This window comes from Winogradskyella ursingii (assembly GCF_013403975.1).
Taxonomy (GTDB): domain Bacteria; phylum Bacteroidota; class Bacteroidia; order Flavobacteriales; family Flavobacteriaceae; genus Winogradskyella; species Winogradskyella ursingii.
In genome coordinates this window covers 140,451-157,198 of the sequence record NZ_JABFDH010000005.1, presented here as the reverse complement: position 1 = coordinate 157,198, position 16,748 = coordinate 140,451, and the positions used below count along the sequence as shown (strand labels likewise).

Genomic DNA, 16,748 nt, shown 5'->3' with positions numbered 1-16,748 from the left:
TAGATTTATTTACGTTTAATCAATCTTTTCGCTTTCTCTATGAGTGAAGGTTTGTCATTTTCATGATATGCACTGCCATAACTACCATAACCATAGCCATAGCCGTAACCATAACCATAGCCATATCTAGCTTTGTGTTTGTAAAAATTCAATACAAAACTGATATTTTTAAGTTCCCCACTTTTATATTTAGAATTAACAAATTGGAGCATGCCCTTTTTGGTATAATCGAAACGTACCATATAAATTATAGCATCTGCATGATTCGATAATTCTAAAGCATCGGTTACCAAGCCTAATGGTGGAGTATCTAATATGATAATATCATAGCGCTCTCGTAATTCTTCTAATGCAGTGGCTAACTTATCTCTCATTAGTAGCTCCGATGGGTTAGGAGGAATTGGTCCTGAAGAAATTAAATCCAAATTTTCAATATGGGTTTTTGTAATTACCTCATCCAAACTGCTTTCATCAATTAGATAATTCACTATTCCTTTTTCATTGTCCAGTTGAAAATCATTGAAAATTTTAGGCTTTCTCAAATCAAGTCCCACTAAAATGGTCTTTTTTCCAGTTAGAGCATACACACTTGCCATATTAATTGAGCAAAATGTTTTTCCTTCACCGCTGATGGAAGAAGTCACCATTAAGGTTTTACCTAGAGTGTCCGAACCAGATTGTTTTTTATAGATAAACTGTAAACTGGAACGTAATGCCCTAAAAGATTCAGCTACCGTAGATTTTGGCTTTTCATAAACTACCAGATTATTATCATGATTCATTTTGCCAATAATCCCTAAAATTGGTATACTTGAAAGTCGCTCAACTTCTTTGGAGTTATGAATATTATTATCCAACAAGTAAAGAATTAGAACAAAACCTATTGGCAGTGCAAAGCCCAAAAGCAGTGCCATCATATAATTAAGTGAGGTTTTTGGCCCAATTTTTCCACCTCCAATATCCTTTGCGTTATCTATAAAAACAATATCTGAAACATTTGCAGCTTTTACTACTGCGGCTTCGCCACGTTTTTGCTGATATATATTGTAAGCTTCGATACTAATGTCCAATTGACGTTGTATTTTGAGAAACTCCTGCTGGTCCTGAGGAAGTTTACCTAATTCACTCTCTAGTTTGGCTATATTCCGGTTAATGGTACTAAGTTGAAAATTGATGGTTGACCTTGTAGCGTCAATAGTTTCTAGCAATACATTTTTTTCGGTATTGATGCGTCTATCGATATCATCAAACAAAACAGAACCCTCTTTTGTGGTATATTCCAAATTTTGACGTTCGATGGATAGCGCAATAATACTGCTGACACCATTAATGATATTAAGTTCGGTAATACCAACAGATGTTGGTGCTGCAATCTTTGTGTAGTCATTTCTGGTTTTAAGATAAGATTCTAACGAATTTAGATATTCCAATTTGGTCTTTTCCTCTTCTTTTTGGCGATCCAATAATCTTATGTTTTCAGAAACGGCTGTTAGCTCCTCAGAAATATCAAACACTTTATTTTTTTGTCTGAAATTATTCATTTCATCTGTGCCGATTTTTAGTCTTTCATTGACCACCCTTAAGCTACTATCAATAAACCTAATTGTATTCGTGGCATATAGATTTTTACGCTCTAATTCTCTTTTGCTCAAAATATCGACCGTACTATTAAGATAATCTACAATGCGAGCTTTATTCTTGCCCACCATAGATAGTTTTAAAATAGACGAGGCATCTTTAGATTTAGTACCAACAACTACAGCATTTTTATATTGATTGACTGTACTATCAAAATTTGCAAATTGCACATAATATTGGGTATCATTATCAAATACTGATGCTTCATTCAAAATGACTTTTCCATTAAAAAATGGGAGTGATATTTCTTGCCCATAATTAAAGGTGTTTTTAAAAACACCTGGACTTACAGGTATATTATTAGATTTTCGTAATTGGTAGTTGTAACCTGTAACTGTGCTGGCTTCACCAAAATCAACAGTTAACTCAAAAGATGAAAGGTCAATGGGTTTAATCTGAATTAACTTACCCAATACTTGATTTGAATTTTTATTGTGGTCAACCACAAAAGGTGAATTCCCGTATATATCCAACAAATGGTATTCCCCTTGTTTTAGATATTGTTTGTAAAATTCAAGCGAATCGACTACAAATTCATTATGACTCCTAGTGTTTATTTCCGTAATGATTTTACCAACTTTACCTGATACTCCTCCCCAATTAAAAGAAATACTTGTATTAGCAGTAAAAAAAGGATTTTGGTCATTTTCAATAGAAATGAGACTTTCTAATTGATAAATATTCTGTTTTCTAACATTGACGTAATGCGCAATACCTAGAGCAACAATCAATGACACCAAAATTAAAGGCCAAAAACTTAAAATTTTAAATAATAAGCCCTTGATATCAAAACTTATCTGACTTGATTCATTGTCCTCCAAATCATATTCAAACTCACTCATTGCTAAAGTCTATCAATTAAAAGAATGGTGGTGGTTACAAAACCAAGAATGGTTACTAAGGTTGTAAATGTCTCCCTTCCCGTAACTCCGGTTCCCCAAACTTTTTGTTTCAAAGGCTTAACGTAAATCATATCATTATGTTGTACATAATAGTATGGTGATTTCATCACATTGAGATCCGTCAAGTCCAATCGATGTATTTTTTGCCCTTGTGGATACTGCCTTATTATCATCACTTCCTTACGGTTTCCTACATCAGTTATTTCGCCAGAATTAGCAATGGCCTCAAAAATATTAACGCGATCCTGAAATAAAATTTGACTTCCTGGACTGTTAACTTCACCAGTCGCTGTATAACGCAGGCCAGCCAACTTTACAGTAACAAACAAATAAGCATTTTCAGTAAATTCTTCATCCAGTAACTTTTTTTCCAAAAGCTTTCTAATCTCTTCAACCGTATAACCCAATACTTTTATTTCACCCAGAATAGGAATTCTAATATTACCATGCAAATCAACTGTAAATCCATCAAAATAAGCACGTTCTGCGCTATTCGCACCTAAATTTTCTTCTCCTGCAGGATTATAAATACTATTCTTTTTTTGATCTAACGATTTAATTCTAATGTTAAGTATATCATTGACCTGAACGCGGTAAGGTTTTTGAACCTCATTAATATTGGTAACACTATCAATCGCAGTTTCTTTATTCTGAAGGTAAATAATATCTTGATGAGGAATACATGATGACAAACCCATTAGAAGAATGAGTCCTAAAAACAAAATCCTTTTTTTCATCTATGCTCTTATTGCAGTTTCACAAATATAAACCAACATCAGTAATATCAAAACTATTGCATTTCTTTTTGCTTTATTTCCGTTCTTTGTAAAAAATTTCAAATTGAATTACCTCAACGTAGAAAACATATCAAAATCTTATGGAGAACTTGTACTCTTCAAGGATTTGTCTTTCAGTATTCATAAAGACCAAAAAATCGCTTTTGTTGCTAAAAATGGTAGTGGGAAAACCTCTATTCTGAATATTTTGGCTGGAAAAGAATCTCCAGATGATGGGCAAATTGTTATCCGCAATGGCATACGATTGGCTTTTTTGGACCAAGAACCAGATTTAGATAACAAGCTTACGGTTGAAGAAACCATCTTTGCCTCAGACATTCCGATTTTAAAAACTATCGAGAATTACGAAAAAGCACTTAAAAACCCAGAGGATGCTGAAGCTTATCAAAAAGCATTTGAAGCGATGGACAGAAACAACGCTTGGGAATTTGAAACACAATACCAGCAAACACTGTTTCAACTTAAATTAGATAATCTTTCTGCCGAAGTAAGCACACTTTCTGGCGGTCAAAAAAAACGATTGGCTTTAGCACAAGCATTATTGAGTAAACCAGATATTTTAATTTTAGATGAGCCTACCAACCATCTCGATTTAGAAATGATTGAATGGCTAGAGGATTATTTCGCCAAAACACAACAAACACTATTTATGGTAACGCACGACCGTTACTTCCTCGAGCGTGTCTGCAATGAAATTATAGAATTAGACCACGGAAAATTATACACCTATAAAGGCAACTATTCCTATTATTTAGAGAAAAAAGAAGCTAGAATAGAAAACGAACAAACTGAAGTTGGCAAAGCAAAACAACTTTATAAAAAAGAATTGGATTGGATGCGTCGCCAACCCAAGGCACGTACTACAAAATCGAAAAGCAGAATTGATGACTTTTCTGAAATAAAGTCGAAAGCTCATCAACGAAGAAAAGATCACCAAGTTCAGCTAGAGATCAATATGGAGCGTCTCGGCAGCAAGATTATTGAGTTTCATAACGTCTCAAAAGCTTTTAAGGACAAAACTATCTTAGATGGTTTTGATTACACCTTTAAAAAAGGGGAGCGCATCGGTGTCATTGGTAAAAACGGAACAGGAAAATCAACCTTTCTCAACCTTTTAACTCAAGGTATTCAACCCGATGGCGGAAAAATAGTGATTGGAGAAACCGTGAAAATTGGTTACTATACGCAAGGTGGCATACAAGTAAAACAAGGTCAAAAAGTTATTGATGTCATTAAAGAATTTGGGGACTACATTCCTCTGGCAAAAGGAAGACAGATCAGTGCACAACAACTATTGGAGCGCTTCTTATTCGACCGGAAAAAGCAGTGGGATTATGTCGAAAAATTAAGCGGTGGAGAACAAAAACGACTATACCTCTGTACGGTTTTAATACAAAATCCAAACGTGTTAATCTTGGATGAGCCGACAAACGATTTGGATATTGTTACGCTTAATGTTCTCGAAGATTTTTTGATGGATTTCCCTGGTGTGCTTTTAGTGGTTTCTCACGACCGTTACTTTATGGACAAAATTGTGGATCATCTTTTTGTGTTTAGAGGAGACGGTGTGGTCGATGATTTTCCTGGCAATTATTCAGATTTTAGGGCATATGATAAAAGTCAACCACAAATTGAAGCTAAGCCGGAAAAAACAGAGAACAAAATAGCTATAAAAGAAAACGAAGCCAATAAATTATCTTACAATGAGCAAAAGGAATACCGAAATTTAGAATCCAAAATAAGAGCTTTGGAATTAGATAAAAAAGCAAAGGAAGCTAAATTTTTGGATGGTGAATTATCACAAGATGAGATAAAAAAGCTATCTGCGGAACTTCAGAAAATTATTGATGAGATTGAAGAAAAAGAAATGCGGTGGTTTGAGTTATCTGAGAAGATTGAAGAATAGCAATTAACCAACATAATGTATCAAGTCACAGCTTACATAAAATTTCTATTATCTTCGACCAACCAACATGGAGTTCACTCCCCTTTTGTGTATAAATTTGTGACCAAATGTTTATATGACAGAACAAAACATCCTAATTACTATAAATTAAAAAGTTACAGAAAACATCTTTTAGATTCAAATACAATTATAACGGTTCTCGATTTAGGTGAAGGTTCAAAAAAACTGAAAAAGAAACAACGAAGCGTCCAGCGCATGGCACTTTCTTCGAGTAGCTCTAAAAAGAACACCAAATTACTTTATCGTGTTTCAAAATATTTTAAATGTGAATCTATTTTAGAACTTGGGACTTCTTTGGGTATGGCGACTTACGCTCTAGCATTATCAAATAAAAATTCAAAAATCACCACGATAGAAGGTTGTGCAAATACATCTGATTTCACTAAAAATAGATTTAATGAATTGAGAATAAAACAAGCACAATTTATAAAGGAAGATTTCTCTAATATTATTCCAACGCTAGAAGAAAATTTTGACCTCATTTTTTTCGATGGTCACCATAATAAGGATGCTACTATTAAATATTTTCAATCGTTATTATCTAATATTCACAATGATACATTATTTGTATTTGATGATATTTATTGGTCTAAAGGCATGACCGAAGCATGGGAATACATCAAGGAACACCCAGCGGTTACCGTTACCGTAGACTGCTTTTTTTTAGGATTCGTTTTCTTTAGAGAAGAACAAGTAAAAGAACATTTTAAAATAAGATTGTAACAACTTTATATCTTTAGCGTCATATAAAACAAATTACTGTAAAACCTTTATATTGCAGTCGATCTAAGCAACCAAGAATTAAAACTATGAGCGGTAACGTCATTGAAATTAGAAATATTATTAGAGATTTTAGATTGGGACAAGAAATTGTTCACGTTTTAAAAGGTATAGATTTAGATATAAAACGAGGAGAATATGTTGCCATAATGGGACCATCTGGCTCGGGAAAATCTACTCTTATGAATTTATTGGGATGTTTGGACACACCCACAGCAGGAAGCTACATTCTTAATGGAAAGGACGTGAGCCAAATGACCGACGATGACCTTGCCGAAATTAGAAATAAAGAAATTGGATTTGTTTTCCAGACCTTCAATTTATTACCGCGAACCACAGCATTAGACAATGTAGCACTGCCTATGATCTATGCTGGTGCATCAAAAAAAGAGAGAGAAGACAGAGCAACTGAGGTACTAAGTGATGTTGGGCTTGCGGACCGTATGGACCATAAACCCAACCAACTTTCTGGTGGTCAAAGACAACGTGTTGCCGTAGGTAGAGCCTTGGTAAATAAGCCTTCAATTATTCTCGCAGATGAGCCAACGGGTAACCTTGACTCTAAAACAGGTACGGAAATTATGGCGCTTTTTGATGAAATCCATCAATCTGGAAATACCGTAATTATGGTAACTCACGAAGAAGAAATTGCAGCACACGCCAAACGTGTCATTCGATTACGTGATGGTGTTATTGAAAGTGATACTTTTAATAGTTAGTATTTCTTTTTCACAAGCAATCTTCGATTATAAAAAAAATAGAATTTTGGTTATTAAGGAGTACTCGTTGATAGTCAAGCCTCAAAGTTCGACATTTTCAAAAGCATCAAAATTCAGAATTAATGAGTGAAGGAATGTAGGTGCGAAGCACAACTTCAAGCACGGAATTCCGCAAACGAATGCTGCTTTAGCAATTCCCTAATTTTGATAGTTCTTTTTTGCTTCGTATTGTATCAAGACTAAATGAACAGCACAATTTTAATAGATAGCCATGCTTCACTCACAATGACAGTCCGATTTAAAATTTTCACTATTCACATATAACTATTCAACTCATAACTCTTAACTTTGATATATGAAAGTATATACAAAAACTGGAGACAAAGGCACCACTGCCCTATTTGGTGGCACCAGAGTTCCTAAACACCATATCAGAATTGAAAGTTACGGCACCATTGACGAGCTCAACTCTTATATTGGTCTCATACGAGATCAGAACATTGACCAGCTTTACAAAAATACTTTGATGGACATCCAAGACAAACTTTTTACCGTTGGAGCCATCTTAGCTACAGACCCAGAAAAAGCAACTTTAAAAAACGGAGAACAACGTTTAAAAATTCCTAAAATATCCAATGAGGATATCGAAAAATTAGAAAAAGAAATGGATCAAATGGAAGACAGTTTACCTCCTATGACGCACTTTGTGCTACCAGGTGGTCACCAAACCGTGTCATTCTGTCACATCGCACGTACCGTTTGCCGTCGTGCCGAGCGGATAGCATCGCATCTTAATGAGTTAGAGCCATTTCAACCTGAAACTTTAATGTATATTAATAGACTTTCTGACTACCTTTTTGTATTGGCACGGAAGTTGTCCAATGACTTAAAGGCTGAAGAAATTAAATGGATTCCAAAAAAAGATTCGTAATATTTTAGCCCTTAGATTGAGAATAATGCAATATTTCAGTCTAAAAAAGTTGAAGATTACACGTTCTTTTTATTAATGGAATAATTAATTTGATTTTTTCTTGAATTTTTCAACTAAAAAATTATTTTTGCAAAAATTAAAATTACAACGCAAATGTATTGGACATTAGAATTAGCATCATATTTAAGTGATGCACCTTGGCCGGCAACAAAAGATGAGCTTATTGACTATGCAATTAGAACAGGAGCTCCCTTAGAGGTTGTTGAAAATTTACAAGCGATAGAAGATGAAGGAGATTCTTACGACTCTATTGAAGAAATTTGGCCAGATTATCCAACGGACGAAGATTACCTCTGGAATGAGGACGAATATTAACATATAAAATTACTATAAAAAAGTCTCTTGCGTTATATTAACTAAGAGACTTTTTTTATTTTCGGATGGTTATTAATACCGAGATAAAATATACCATAACTGTTATTTAGTACATAGCTGAGATATCTTCCAATTTCAAAAAGAGCATCTCGACTGCGCTCGATGTGACAGCTTAGAATCATTAAACAACATTCAGTATTTGAAACCAATCAGTACTGAAACAAAACAAATAAAATGGGCATACTAGACAAAGTACTAAAAGTTTTTGTTGGAGATAAATCCAAACAAGACGTTGGTGCTATAAAACCAATTGTAGAAAAAATAAAATCGTTTGAAAGTGCTCTCGAAGCTCTATCCCACGACGAACTGAGAGCAAAAACTATCGAGTTTAAAGCAAAAATTGCTGAAGCTAGAAAACCACTTCAAGACAAAAAAGACGAACTTCTCAATAAAGCCGAAAATACTGAAGATATTGACGAGCGAGAGGACATCTATTTAGAAGTTGATAAAATTGATGATGACATCTATGACGTTACAGAAGATGTTCTTAACGATATACTACCCGAAGCCTTTGCTGTCGTAAAAGAGACTGCAAAACGTTTTGTGCACAATACCGAAATACCTGTAACCGCCAATGCTTTTGACCGTGAGATTTCTGGTGATAATGATTATGTGACCTTAGATGGAGATAAAGCCATTTGGGCAAACTCATGGGATGCAGCAGGCAAGCCAATTACCTGGGACATGATTCATTATGATGTACAGCTTATTGGTGGTGTGGCCATGCACCAAGGTAAAATTGCAGAGATGCAAACGGGTGAAGGTAAAACATTGGTTGCTACGCTTCCCGTGTATCTTAATGCCCTTGCTGGCAAAGGTGTTCATTTGGTAACGGTTAACGATTACCTGGCAAAACGTGATAGCGCATGGATGGCACCTATTTTTCAATTTCATGGTATGAGCATTGATTGTATCGATTACCACAGACCAAATTCAGATGCAAGACGCAAAGCCTATAATGCAGATATTACTTACGGAACAAATAACGAATTTGGTTTTGATTACCTCCGTGATAATATGGCACATTCGCCAGGAGATTTGGTACAACGTCCACATCATTATGCAATTGTCGATGAGGTAGATTCCGTTTTAGTAGATGATGCACGTACGCCATTGATTATTTCTGGTCCAGTTCCAAAAGGTGACGAACACGAATTTGATGCGCTTAAACCAAAAGTGCAACAAATCGAAGATGTGCAACGTAAGTATTTAGTTGGTGTATTAGCTGAAGCTAAGAAACTGATTGCCGCTGGTGACACTAAAGAGGGTGGTTTTTTATTGTTAAGAGCCTACAGAGGTATTCCTAAAAACAAAGCACTTATTAAATATTTAAGTGAAGAAGGTATCAAACAGTTACTTCAAAAAACTGAAAATACCTATATGCAAGACAATAATAGAGAAATGCCAAAAGTAGATGCAGAACTCTATTATGTGATTGATGAGAAAAACAATCAGGTAGAATTATCCGATAAAGGTGTTGAATTTCTTTCAGGTGAAGATGATCCAAATTTCTTCGTCATGCCAGAAATGGGAACTGAAATTGCAAAGATTGAAGCAAAAGGTTTGTCTTCTGAAGAAGAAGCCAATCTTAAAGAGGACTTGTTTAGAGATTTCGCTATAAAATCTGAACGTATCCATACACTAAACCAATTGTTGAAAGCTTATGCATTGTTCGAAAAAGACAATCAGTATGTTGTCATGGACAACAAAGTAATGATTGTCGATGAGCAAACGGGTCGTATTATGGACGGTCGTCGTTACAGTGATGGACTTCACCAAGCGATAGAGGCAAAAGAAAACGTAAAAATTGAAGCTGCCACGCAAACTTTTGCAACGGTAACACTTCAAAATTACTTCAGAATGTATCGTAAACTGTCTGGTATGACAGGTACAGCAGTTACAGAGGCTGGTGAATTCTGGGAAATATATAAATTGGATGTGGTTGAAATTCCAACTAACAGACCAATCGCCAGAGATGATAGAGACGATTTGGTTTACAAAACTAAACGTGAAAAATACAATGCCGTTATCGACGAAGTTACAGCACTTTCCGAAGCAGGAAGACCCGTACTATTAGGGACAACCAATGTAGAAATATCCGAACTTTTAGGGAAGATGTTGAGCATTCGTAAAATTCCGCATAACGTACTTAACGCAAAACAACATAAAAAAGAGGCAGAAATTGTTGCACAAGCCGGTAATGCAGGTCAAGTAACTATTGCCACCAACATGGCTGGTCGTGGTACGGATATTAAATTGAGTGACGAGGTAAAAGAGGCTGGTGGTTTGGCCATCATTGGTACTGAACGTCATGATTCACGTCGTGTCGATAGACAGTTGCGTGGTCGTGCTGGTCGTCAAGGAGATCCAGGAAGCTCACAGTTTTATGTGTCTTTAGAAGATAACTTAATGCGTCTTTTTGGTAGTGAACGTATTGCCAAAATGATGGACAGAATGGGACTTAAGGAAGGTGAAGTAATTCAGCATTCCATGATATCCAAGTCTATTGAGCGTGCGCAGAAAAAGGTTGAGGAAAACAACTTTGGTGTACGTAAACGTTTGTTGGAATATGATGATGTAATGAATGCGCAACGTGAAGTAGTCTACAAACGTCGTCGTAATGCGTTGCATGGAGAGCGTCTTCGTGTGGATTTGGCCAACATGATCTACGACACGTCTGAAGGAATCGCACTTAGCAACAAAGAAGCTAATGATTTTAAGAATTTTGAATTCGAATTGATTCGTTATTTCTCTATGCCTTCTCCAATTACTGAAGCTGAATTCGGAAAAATGGGTGCACAAGAAATTGCTGGTGTAATTTACAAAGCAGCCTTTAAGCACTATCGTGAGAAAATGCAGCGAGCAGCAGATTTGGCATTCCCTGTAATTGAAAATGTTTACAAGACACAGCGTGATAAATTTAAACGTATCGTTGTTCCATTTACGGATGGAGTAAAAAATCTTCAGGTCGTAACTGATTTAGAAAAATCTTACGAATCCAAAGGAAAGCAACTTATCAATGATTTTGAAAAGAATATTACTTTAGCCATTGTAGATGATTCCTGGAAAACGCATTTACGCAAAATGGATGAATTAAAGCAATCCGTTCAATTAGCGGTGCACGAACAAAAAGATCCTTTGTTAATCTATAAGTTTGAGTCTTTTGAATTGTTCAAGGGTATGATTGACCAAGTAAATAAAGATGTGATTTCATTCTTATTTAAAGGCGAAATTCCACAGGAAACTGCCGACACCATTCAAGAAGCAAGAGCTAGAAAGCAGGAAAAATTAGAAACCCAAAAAGAGGAAATTCCTAATATGGACGAACGTGCTGCACAAAGCAGGTCTGCTGGACAAGGAGCATCTCGCCAACAGCAACAAGTTGTGGAAACTATTGTTAGGGAGCAGCCAAAAATTGGTCGTAATGATAAAGTTACGATCAAGCATGTAATGAGCGGTGAAAACAAAACTGTAAAATACAAGCAAGCCATTCCGTTGATTGATAAAGGCGAATGGGTTTTGGTTAATGACTAGTCAATTTTCATTCCTTCACGGAAAGGAATCACATAATTAAAACTTAAAATCCTGATGTTTATCATCAGGATTTTTTTTTGATATCATTGTGGGAAAACCAATCCGTTCTTAGGGTGCATAAAAAATAAAAAAGTACATCCTGAAATTGAATTGTTTGATAATAGTTTTCACCATTTTAAATATGGTTCGTTTTTAAACGCATGGGAACTCTATCATGTTTTATCAGGAAAAAGTCATCCGAGATTAAATACATTGTTGAAATTGAGCCAAAGACAGCTCAGAAATTAAAAATGATTGCACTACTCTATTATTGAAACACCTTCCTACTATTGTTGCATCTTCAAATATTTATCTACTGAATGTTTACCAGATCCATAGAATAAAAAGAAAATGCATACACATAATACCGTAGTTGATAAAATAAAATTTGAGGTGTTCATTTCACCAACGAAATTAATTAAAACAGCCCCAATAAGAATTGGCAATTGAGCGATTATTGCCCACCGTGTTAAGAGTCCAAAGACAATTAAAAAGCCACCTACAAAATGAGCAGGAGCAATATAGTGCACTAAAAAAACATCACCTATTAAAGGTTTAATCGGCTCATAGAGGTCCATTAAAAGAGGTAGGTTAGACATAAAATAAACTCCCTGATAAAACAGAAGAATACCCAAAGCAATTCTTAGTAAATCAAGAGGATAATACGAGTGTGCATTAGCCCATTTGTTCAGTGATTTTATATAGCCCATAATCTTACTGATATTGATTCGACTACTCTAAAGTTAATTATTTTTATTGAGAAATTGATGATTTTCACACATAAATACAAGTTTAAATACTAAGTAACCCTCTGATAAGCAATAAGTTTATTGAGTATTAAAAAGATTTCAAAGACCATGCTAACACAAAAAACAGTTGTTTTATCCTAACCTTTTTTATGTTATCATACTATATTCGGAACGTTTTAAAAATCCTTTCATATTTAAGTTCAATAAAGAAATACACATCATCAAATCCGCAATAAAAAATTTTATATTAATTTCCCATAAAATTGAAATTTGCAAACCCCTAAATCCCATAAAAAGAGATACACCTACCTAAAATGGCGGAAAAAGATTCTTTCTGTTCTGTTACTCATTGTCCTATTTCCAACGATTCTTTTTACAATAGGCTGGTTTAACAGAGATACGGTGATCGATTATATGCAAGATTGGTATAACGAAAACAACTCTGGTACATTAAAAATAGGTAGCGTAAATGCAAGTTTTATAAGTGATTTTCCAAAAATTGGCTTTACGCTTAAAGACATCAAACAAACACACCAAGATTCTATTGCAGATCAATTTTCAAGTATTGAAATTGAAAAGGCTAAACTCACAATAGGAGCAGGAAACCTATTGCGTGGCGATATTAAATTTGAGAAAATCATTATTGAAAATGCGATTATTTCGTCTGAAGTCATTTCTGAAAGACCATTAGAATATCACGAAAAGCTTAAGCAAAATGAAAAAAACAAACCAGGTCTAAATCTACCAGAATGGCTACATCCAGATGGTGTATCATTTACATTAAAGGAAGTTAAATACCTCACCAAGGATACCATATTAAACAAACAATTCAATGTTGAGATTCACAGTATTCAAGGTTCATACAAAAGAGATCAAAATCGACATAACGGAAATCTTGCCATGGACATCACGGTGAATACCATGGGTTTTAACACCAATAAAGGAAGTTATTTTAATGGTGCTCGAGTTACTGGCAATCCAAATTTTGTGCTTGATTTAGAAAATGACCATATTTCAGTACCCGAATTTTTATTCAATGTCGATAATCAACCTTTTGTTTTAAGTGCCAATTTTGATTTATCAGAATCAGACTCGTATGAGTTTATACTTCAAAATTCGAATACAGATTTTGAAACACTTAAAACACTCTTGCCTAGAAATATAAGTTCTAAAATTGAACTTTATAATCTAGAGCTTCCAATCAATACCAATCTAAATCTATTTGGCGAATTTGCCTATGGCAATGATGCCAATATTAAAGTTGACTTTTACACGGAAAATAATAACATTATAATCGGTAAAAACACATCGCTCAAAAACGTTTCCTTCAGTGGGCAATTAACCAACAATATTTATACAACAGATAGCCTCAAAAGAATTAAAAAAACAGCAAGTGACCTCAAAATTACCTTCAACGATTTGGTTGCTGATATTGAGGATATTAAAGTAGAGATTGAAAATGCTTATTACCAAAGCACACCTGACGCACTTAACTACGTAAATGCGGATATCTTATTAAAAGGTAGCAATGAAGCCTTAGCCCAATTGATTGAAACTGAAAACTTTGATTTTATAGGTGGGTCCTTTCAACTTAATGCTAATATATCTGGTAACATTCCCAATCCCTATCAATTTATTGATAAAGCTAAAGGGAATTTCATTTTGAATAACACACAAGTAATTCTCAAAAAGAATGGCCTTCAATTACCTATCCTAGTGATTGATTTGGATTTAAATCGTGGTACTTCTACCTTAAATCAATTAGTCATTAATTTACCAAATGATGAAAATATGGCATTGCAAGGACAACTTGAAAACATTTCAGGCTTAATTGCCAAAAATCCAGTGAGCACCACCACAAGCCATATTTCTCTTAATGCAAAACAACTTAATATCAATAACATTATTGAACTTGCAAAAGAGTTTATACCTGAAAGCACTGCAACCATTGACGATCGTAAAACTCTGCATGAAACACTACAAGCTATTTATGGCCAATTCCATCCGAGTTTTGATATTGATGTTGAAGCGCTAACCTATAATGATGTGACGATTTCCGATTTAAAATCCAACATCGATCTTATTAATGCCGAAACTATTTTACTACGCAATTTCGATTTCAATTATTTAGAAGCTTCTACCAATATAAAGGGCAATGTCATTGTGCCAAAGCCCGAAAGTAATTTAAGCAACACCATAAATATTAATGCAGAAGCAACGTCCAATGGTAGCATCTCTATTTTTAGAGATCTTTTTAATATCCAATTATTCCGAATTGATGCTGGAAAATATGAATTTAATGGTACGGTTAACGGCAATGTTAAACAGTTAAGTGAACTTTTAAATAATGCTAAAGGAGATCTTATCTTGAGCAAAACCAAACTATACTATCCACCGGCGGACATGGATATTGCCATTGATTCGTTAAAGCTTTTTGTAGATGAATCTGATATGTTTCTGAGAAAATTCGATGTAGAAATCGGTGATCTAAGCCCAATTAATCTAAGCGGCAACATTAAAAAATTTCCAACTTTTTTGTTGGATGAGATACCAGAAGATGGCTCTATTTACTTAAAAATTGCAGCTTCATATATGGATGGAGACGCCTTACTCACCGAAATAAACAGCTTTAAAAACGAAGATATATCCAATAATAAAAGTAACAACACCGCATTGTCTCAGCTTTTTAAGGATATCAACAGGTTTAATCCAAAAATTGAGTTGGCGATTGATTCTCTTAAGTATCAAGATTTAAATACCGAAAACATTAATGCTTTAGCGTTTTTTGAGAATGATTCCATTTTAAAATTAGATTATCTCAATTTTAATTATCAAGACACGTCAGCCAAAATCAGTGGTGAGGTTAATGCTCATACAGATTATTTAGAAATAACGAATAACAATCCATTTGATTTGGATTTTTCGGTGAGTATTAAGGGTAAGTCCAAGGATTTAAATGCCTATCTTAAAACAAAAAACTTCATATTTCAATCTGGAGATTTTGAGTTTAAAGGTGAATACAAAGCACAGGCAAAAGATCTTCAAATCATTAATTCAAATGGCTTTGGCGACTTAAAAATAGGCCATTCCATCATAGATTATAATGTTGCTGGTCTTGAAATTCCGATAGACAGCTTGCACGTAGAAATTAATGATGATGTAGCAACGTTAAAAACATTGGATATTAATTTACCAGGAAAGAGCTCGGTATATTTCGCTGGATCAATAAATCAGTTTTCAGATTTTATTAATAATGTAGGGAGTGACACGCTTCGCAGTTCCAATTTTACTATTTATTCTCCTTATTTAGATTCTGCTGATATTTTAAAATTTTTGGCCAATTCATCTTACGATAAGGTTGAAACAACAAAAAAAGAATTCAGTTTAGAGCAATTTAAAGGTGCCATGATAGGCATTAACAGCTCATTCTATCCGACCGCCAATATTAGTGTAGACACATTAAGTCATAACAATTTAAACATCACCGATTTTGGCCTGAACCTTCTATTTGATAAGAACAGTAATTTTAAAATCAAGGATACACATCTTAATTTCTACGGAGGCACAATAGATTTGAATGTGGATGTTGGCATCGCAAGTGAGACAAGCACACCAGTTAAAATCAGAATGAAGATTGATAGTATGGATTTGAATACTCTCGTTACCAAGTTTGATTATTTTGATGACCAAGCGTTAAGAAATACAGATAAAATAGGAGGAAATCTAAGTTTTAGCATGTCTACCAAAGGAATTGTAGATCGTGAAGGTCAACTGGATTTAACTTCACTCAATGGCCAAGCAGAGCTCAACCTTACTGATCTGATGATCTATAATTACAAACCAATTATGGACAATTCGGTATTGATGAAAGATGAGCGTTTTAAGAATCTTAAGTTTAGACCCATTGTACAAACTTTTAATATTGTCAATGGCGAATTGATTATTCCTCGTACAGAAATACAATCGTCTGCCTTACACGTATTTGCTGAAGGTCGCTTAAAGTTTGACGAATATGTAAATATTTGGCTGTCATTACCATGGAAAAATTTAAAACGCAACAAAGGACTTACCTTACCCAAAAAAACCACCTATGCTGATGCTGGCTCTAAATTCTATGTGCAACTGATACAGGACAAGACCGAAGAAAAGAAAAAGAATAGAGATTTAAAAGTGAAGTTTAGATTAAGCAATCGGAAACTACGAAAAATGAACGCAGAACGTAATTAATGAATGCTTTTAAATGAAACCAGATGCAGAA

The 16,748-nt window shown here is 34.6% G+C and carries 10 protein-coding genes; 7 read left to right on the top strand and 3 right to left on the bottom strand.

Annotated elements, in window-relative coordinates; genetic code table 11:
* Positions 1–5: 5 nt before the first annotated feature.
* Both HM983_RS13510 and HM983_RS13505 read right to left on the bottom strand, forming a co-directional pair.
* On the bottom strand, positions 6–2,480 hold the full coding sequence (locus HM983_RS13510; protein WP_179346220.1) for an exopolysaccharide transport family protein: 2,475 nt from the start codon (positions 2,478–2,480) through the stop codon (positions 6–8).
* A 2-nt stretch (positions 2,481–2,482) separates the two neighbouring features.
* Positions 2,483–3,277 (bottom strand): polysaccharide biosynthesis/export family protein, encoded by a 795-nt coding sequence (locus tag HM983_RS13505; protein ID WP_179346218.1) that lies wholly within the window; start codon positions 3,275–3,277, stop codon positions 2,483–2,485.
* A 103-nt stretch (positions 3,278–3,380) separates the two neighbouring features.
* Here HM983_RS13505 and HM983_RS13500 point away from each other — a divergent pair, with 103 nt between their 5' ends.
* The 6 genes from HM983_RS13500 (at position 3,381) to secA (ending at position 11,702) form a co-directional block, all read left to right on the top strand.
* The gene (locus HM983_RS13500) at positions 3,381–5,243 is read left to right on the top strand and encodes an ABC-F family ATP-binding cassette domain-containing protein (protein ID WP_179346216.1); all 1,863 of its coding nucleotides are present in this window, start codon (positions 3,381–3,383) and stop codon (positions 5,241–5,243) included.
* Between the two features lie 15 nt (positions 5,244–5,258).
* Complete coding sequence (locus HM983_RS13495) at positions 5,259–6,026, top strand: O-methyltransferase (RefSeq protein WP_179346214.1); 768 nt, start codon at positions 5,259–5,261, stop codon at positions 6,024–6,026.
* An 86-nt stretch (positions 6,027–6,112) separates the two neighbouring features.
* Positions 6,113–6,802: an ABC transporter ATP-binding protein gene (locus HM983_RS13490; protein ID WP_179346212.1), complete on the top strand. Its 690-nt coding sequence runs from the start codon at positions 6,113–6,115 to the stop codon at positions 6,800–6,802.
* A 355-nt stretch (positions 6,803–7,157) separates the two neighbouring features.
* Positions 7,158–7,733, top strand: a complete 576-nt coding sequence (locus HM983_RS13485; protein WP_179346210.1) for a cob(I)yrinic acid a,c-diamide adenosyltransferase — start codon at positions 7,158–7,160, stop codon at positions 7,731–7,733.
* 153 nt (positions 7,734–7,886) lie between these two features.
* Positions 7,887–8,108 carry a DUF2795 domain-containing protein gene (locus HM983_RS13480; protein WP_008272287.1) on the top strand — a complete coding sequence of 74 codons (222 nt, stop codon included), beginning with the start codon at positions 7,887–7,889 and terminating at the stop codon, positions 8,106–8,108.
* Positions 8,109–8,342: 234 nt separating this feature from the next.
* A complete protein-coding gene (gene secA / locus HM983_RS13475; protein WP_179346208.1) occupies positions 8,343–11,702 on the top strand; it encodes a preprotein translocase subunit SecA in 3,360 nt (1,119 codons plus the stop codon).
* Positions 11,703–12,028: 326 nt separating this feature from the next.
* Here the strand turns inward: secA and HM983_RS13470 are convergent, their stop codons facing one another.
* The gene (locus HM983_RS13470; protein ID WP_179346206.1) at positions 12,029–12,451 is read right to left on the bottom strand and encodes a DoxX family protein; all 423 of its coding nucleotides are present in this window, start codon (positions 12,449–12,451) and stop codon (positions 12,029–12,031) included.
* A gap of 309 nt (positions 12,452–12,760) precedes the next feature.
* On the opposite strand from HM983_RS13470, the gene HM983_RS13465 reads away from it, so the two are divergent.
* The gene (locus tag HM983_RS13465) at positions 12,761–16,717 is read left to right on the top strand and encodes an AsmA-like C-terminal region-containing protein (RefSeq protein ID WP_179346204.1); all 3,957 of its coding nucleotides are present in this window, start codon (positions 12,761–12,763) and stop codon (positions 16,715–16,717) included.
* Positions 16,718–16,748 lie beyond the last annotated feature (31 nt).

Bases quoted from the DNA above. Each gene is read 5' to 3' on its own strand.
- HM983_RS13505 (WP_179346218.1), bottom strand. From the start codon at position 3,277: ATGAAAAAAAGGATTTTGTTTTTAGGACTCATTCTTCTAATGGGTTTG.
- HM983_RS13495 (WP_179346214.1), top strand. From the start codon at position 5,259: ATGTATCAAGTCACAGCTTACATAAAATTTCTATTATCTTCGACCAAC.
- secA (WP_179346208.1), top strand. From the start codon at position 8,343: ATGGGCATACTAGACAAAGTACTAAAAGTTTTTGTTGGAGATAAATCC.
- HM983_RS13470 (WP_179346206.1), bottom strand. From the start codon at position 12,451: ATGGGCTATATAAAATCACTGAACAAATGGGCTAATGCACACTCGTAT.
- HM983_RS13510 (WP_179346220.1), bottom strand. From the start codon at position 2,480: ATGAGTGAGTTTGAATATGATTTGGAGGACAATGAATCAAGTCAGATA.
- HM983_RS13490 (WP_179346212.1), top strand. From the start codon at position 6,113: ATGAGCGGTAACGTCATTGAAATTAGAAATATTATTAGAGATTTTAGA.
- HM983_RS13480 (WP_008272287.1), top strand. From the start codon at position 7,887: ATGTATTGGACATTAGAATTAGCATCATATTTAAGTGATGCACCTTGG.
- HM983_RS13485 (WP_179346210.1), top strand. From the start codon at position 7,158: ATGAAAGTATATACAAAAACTGGAGACAAAGGCACCACTGCCCTATTT.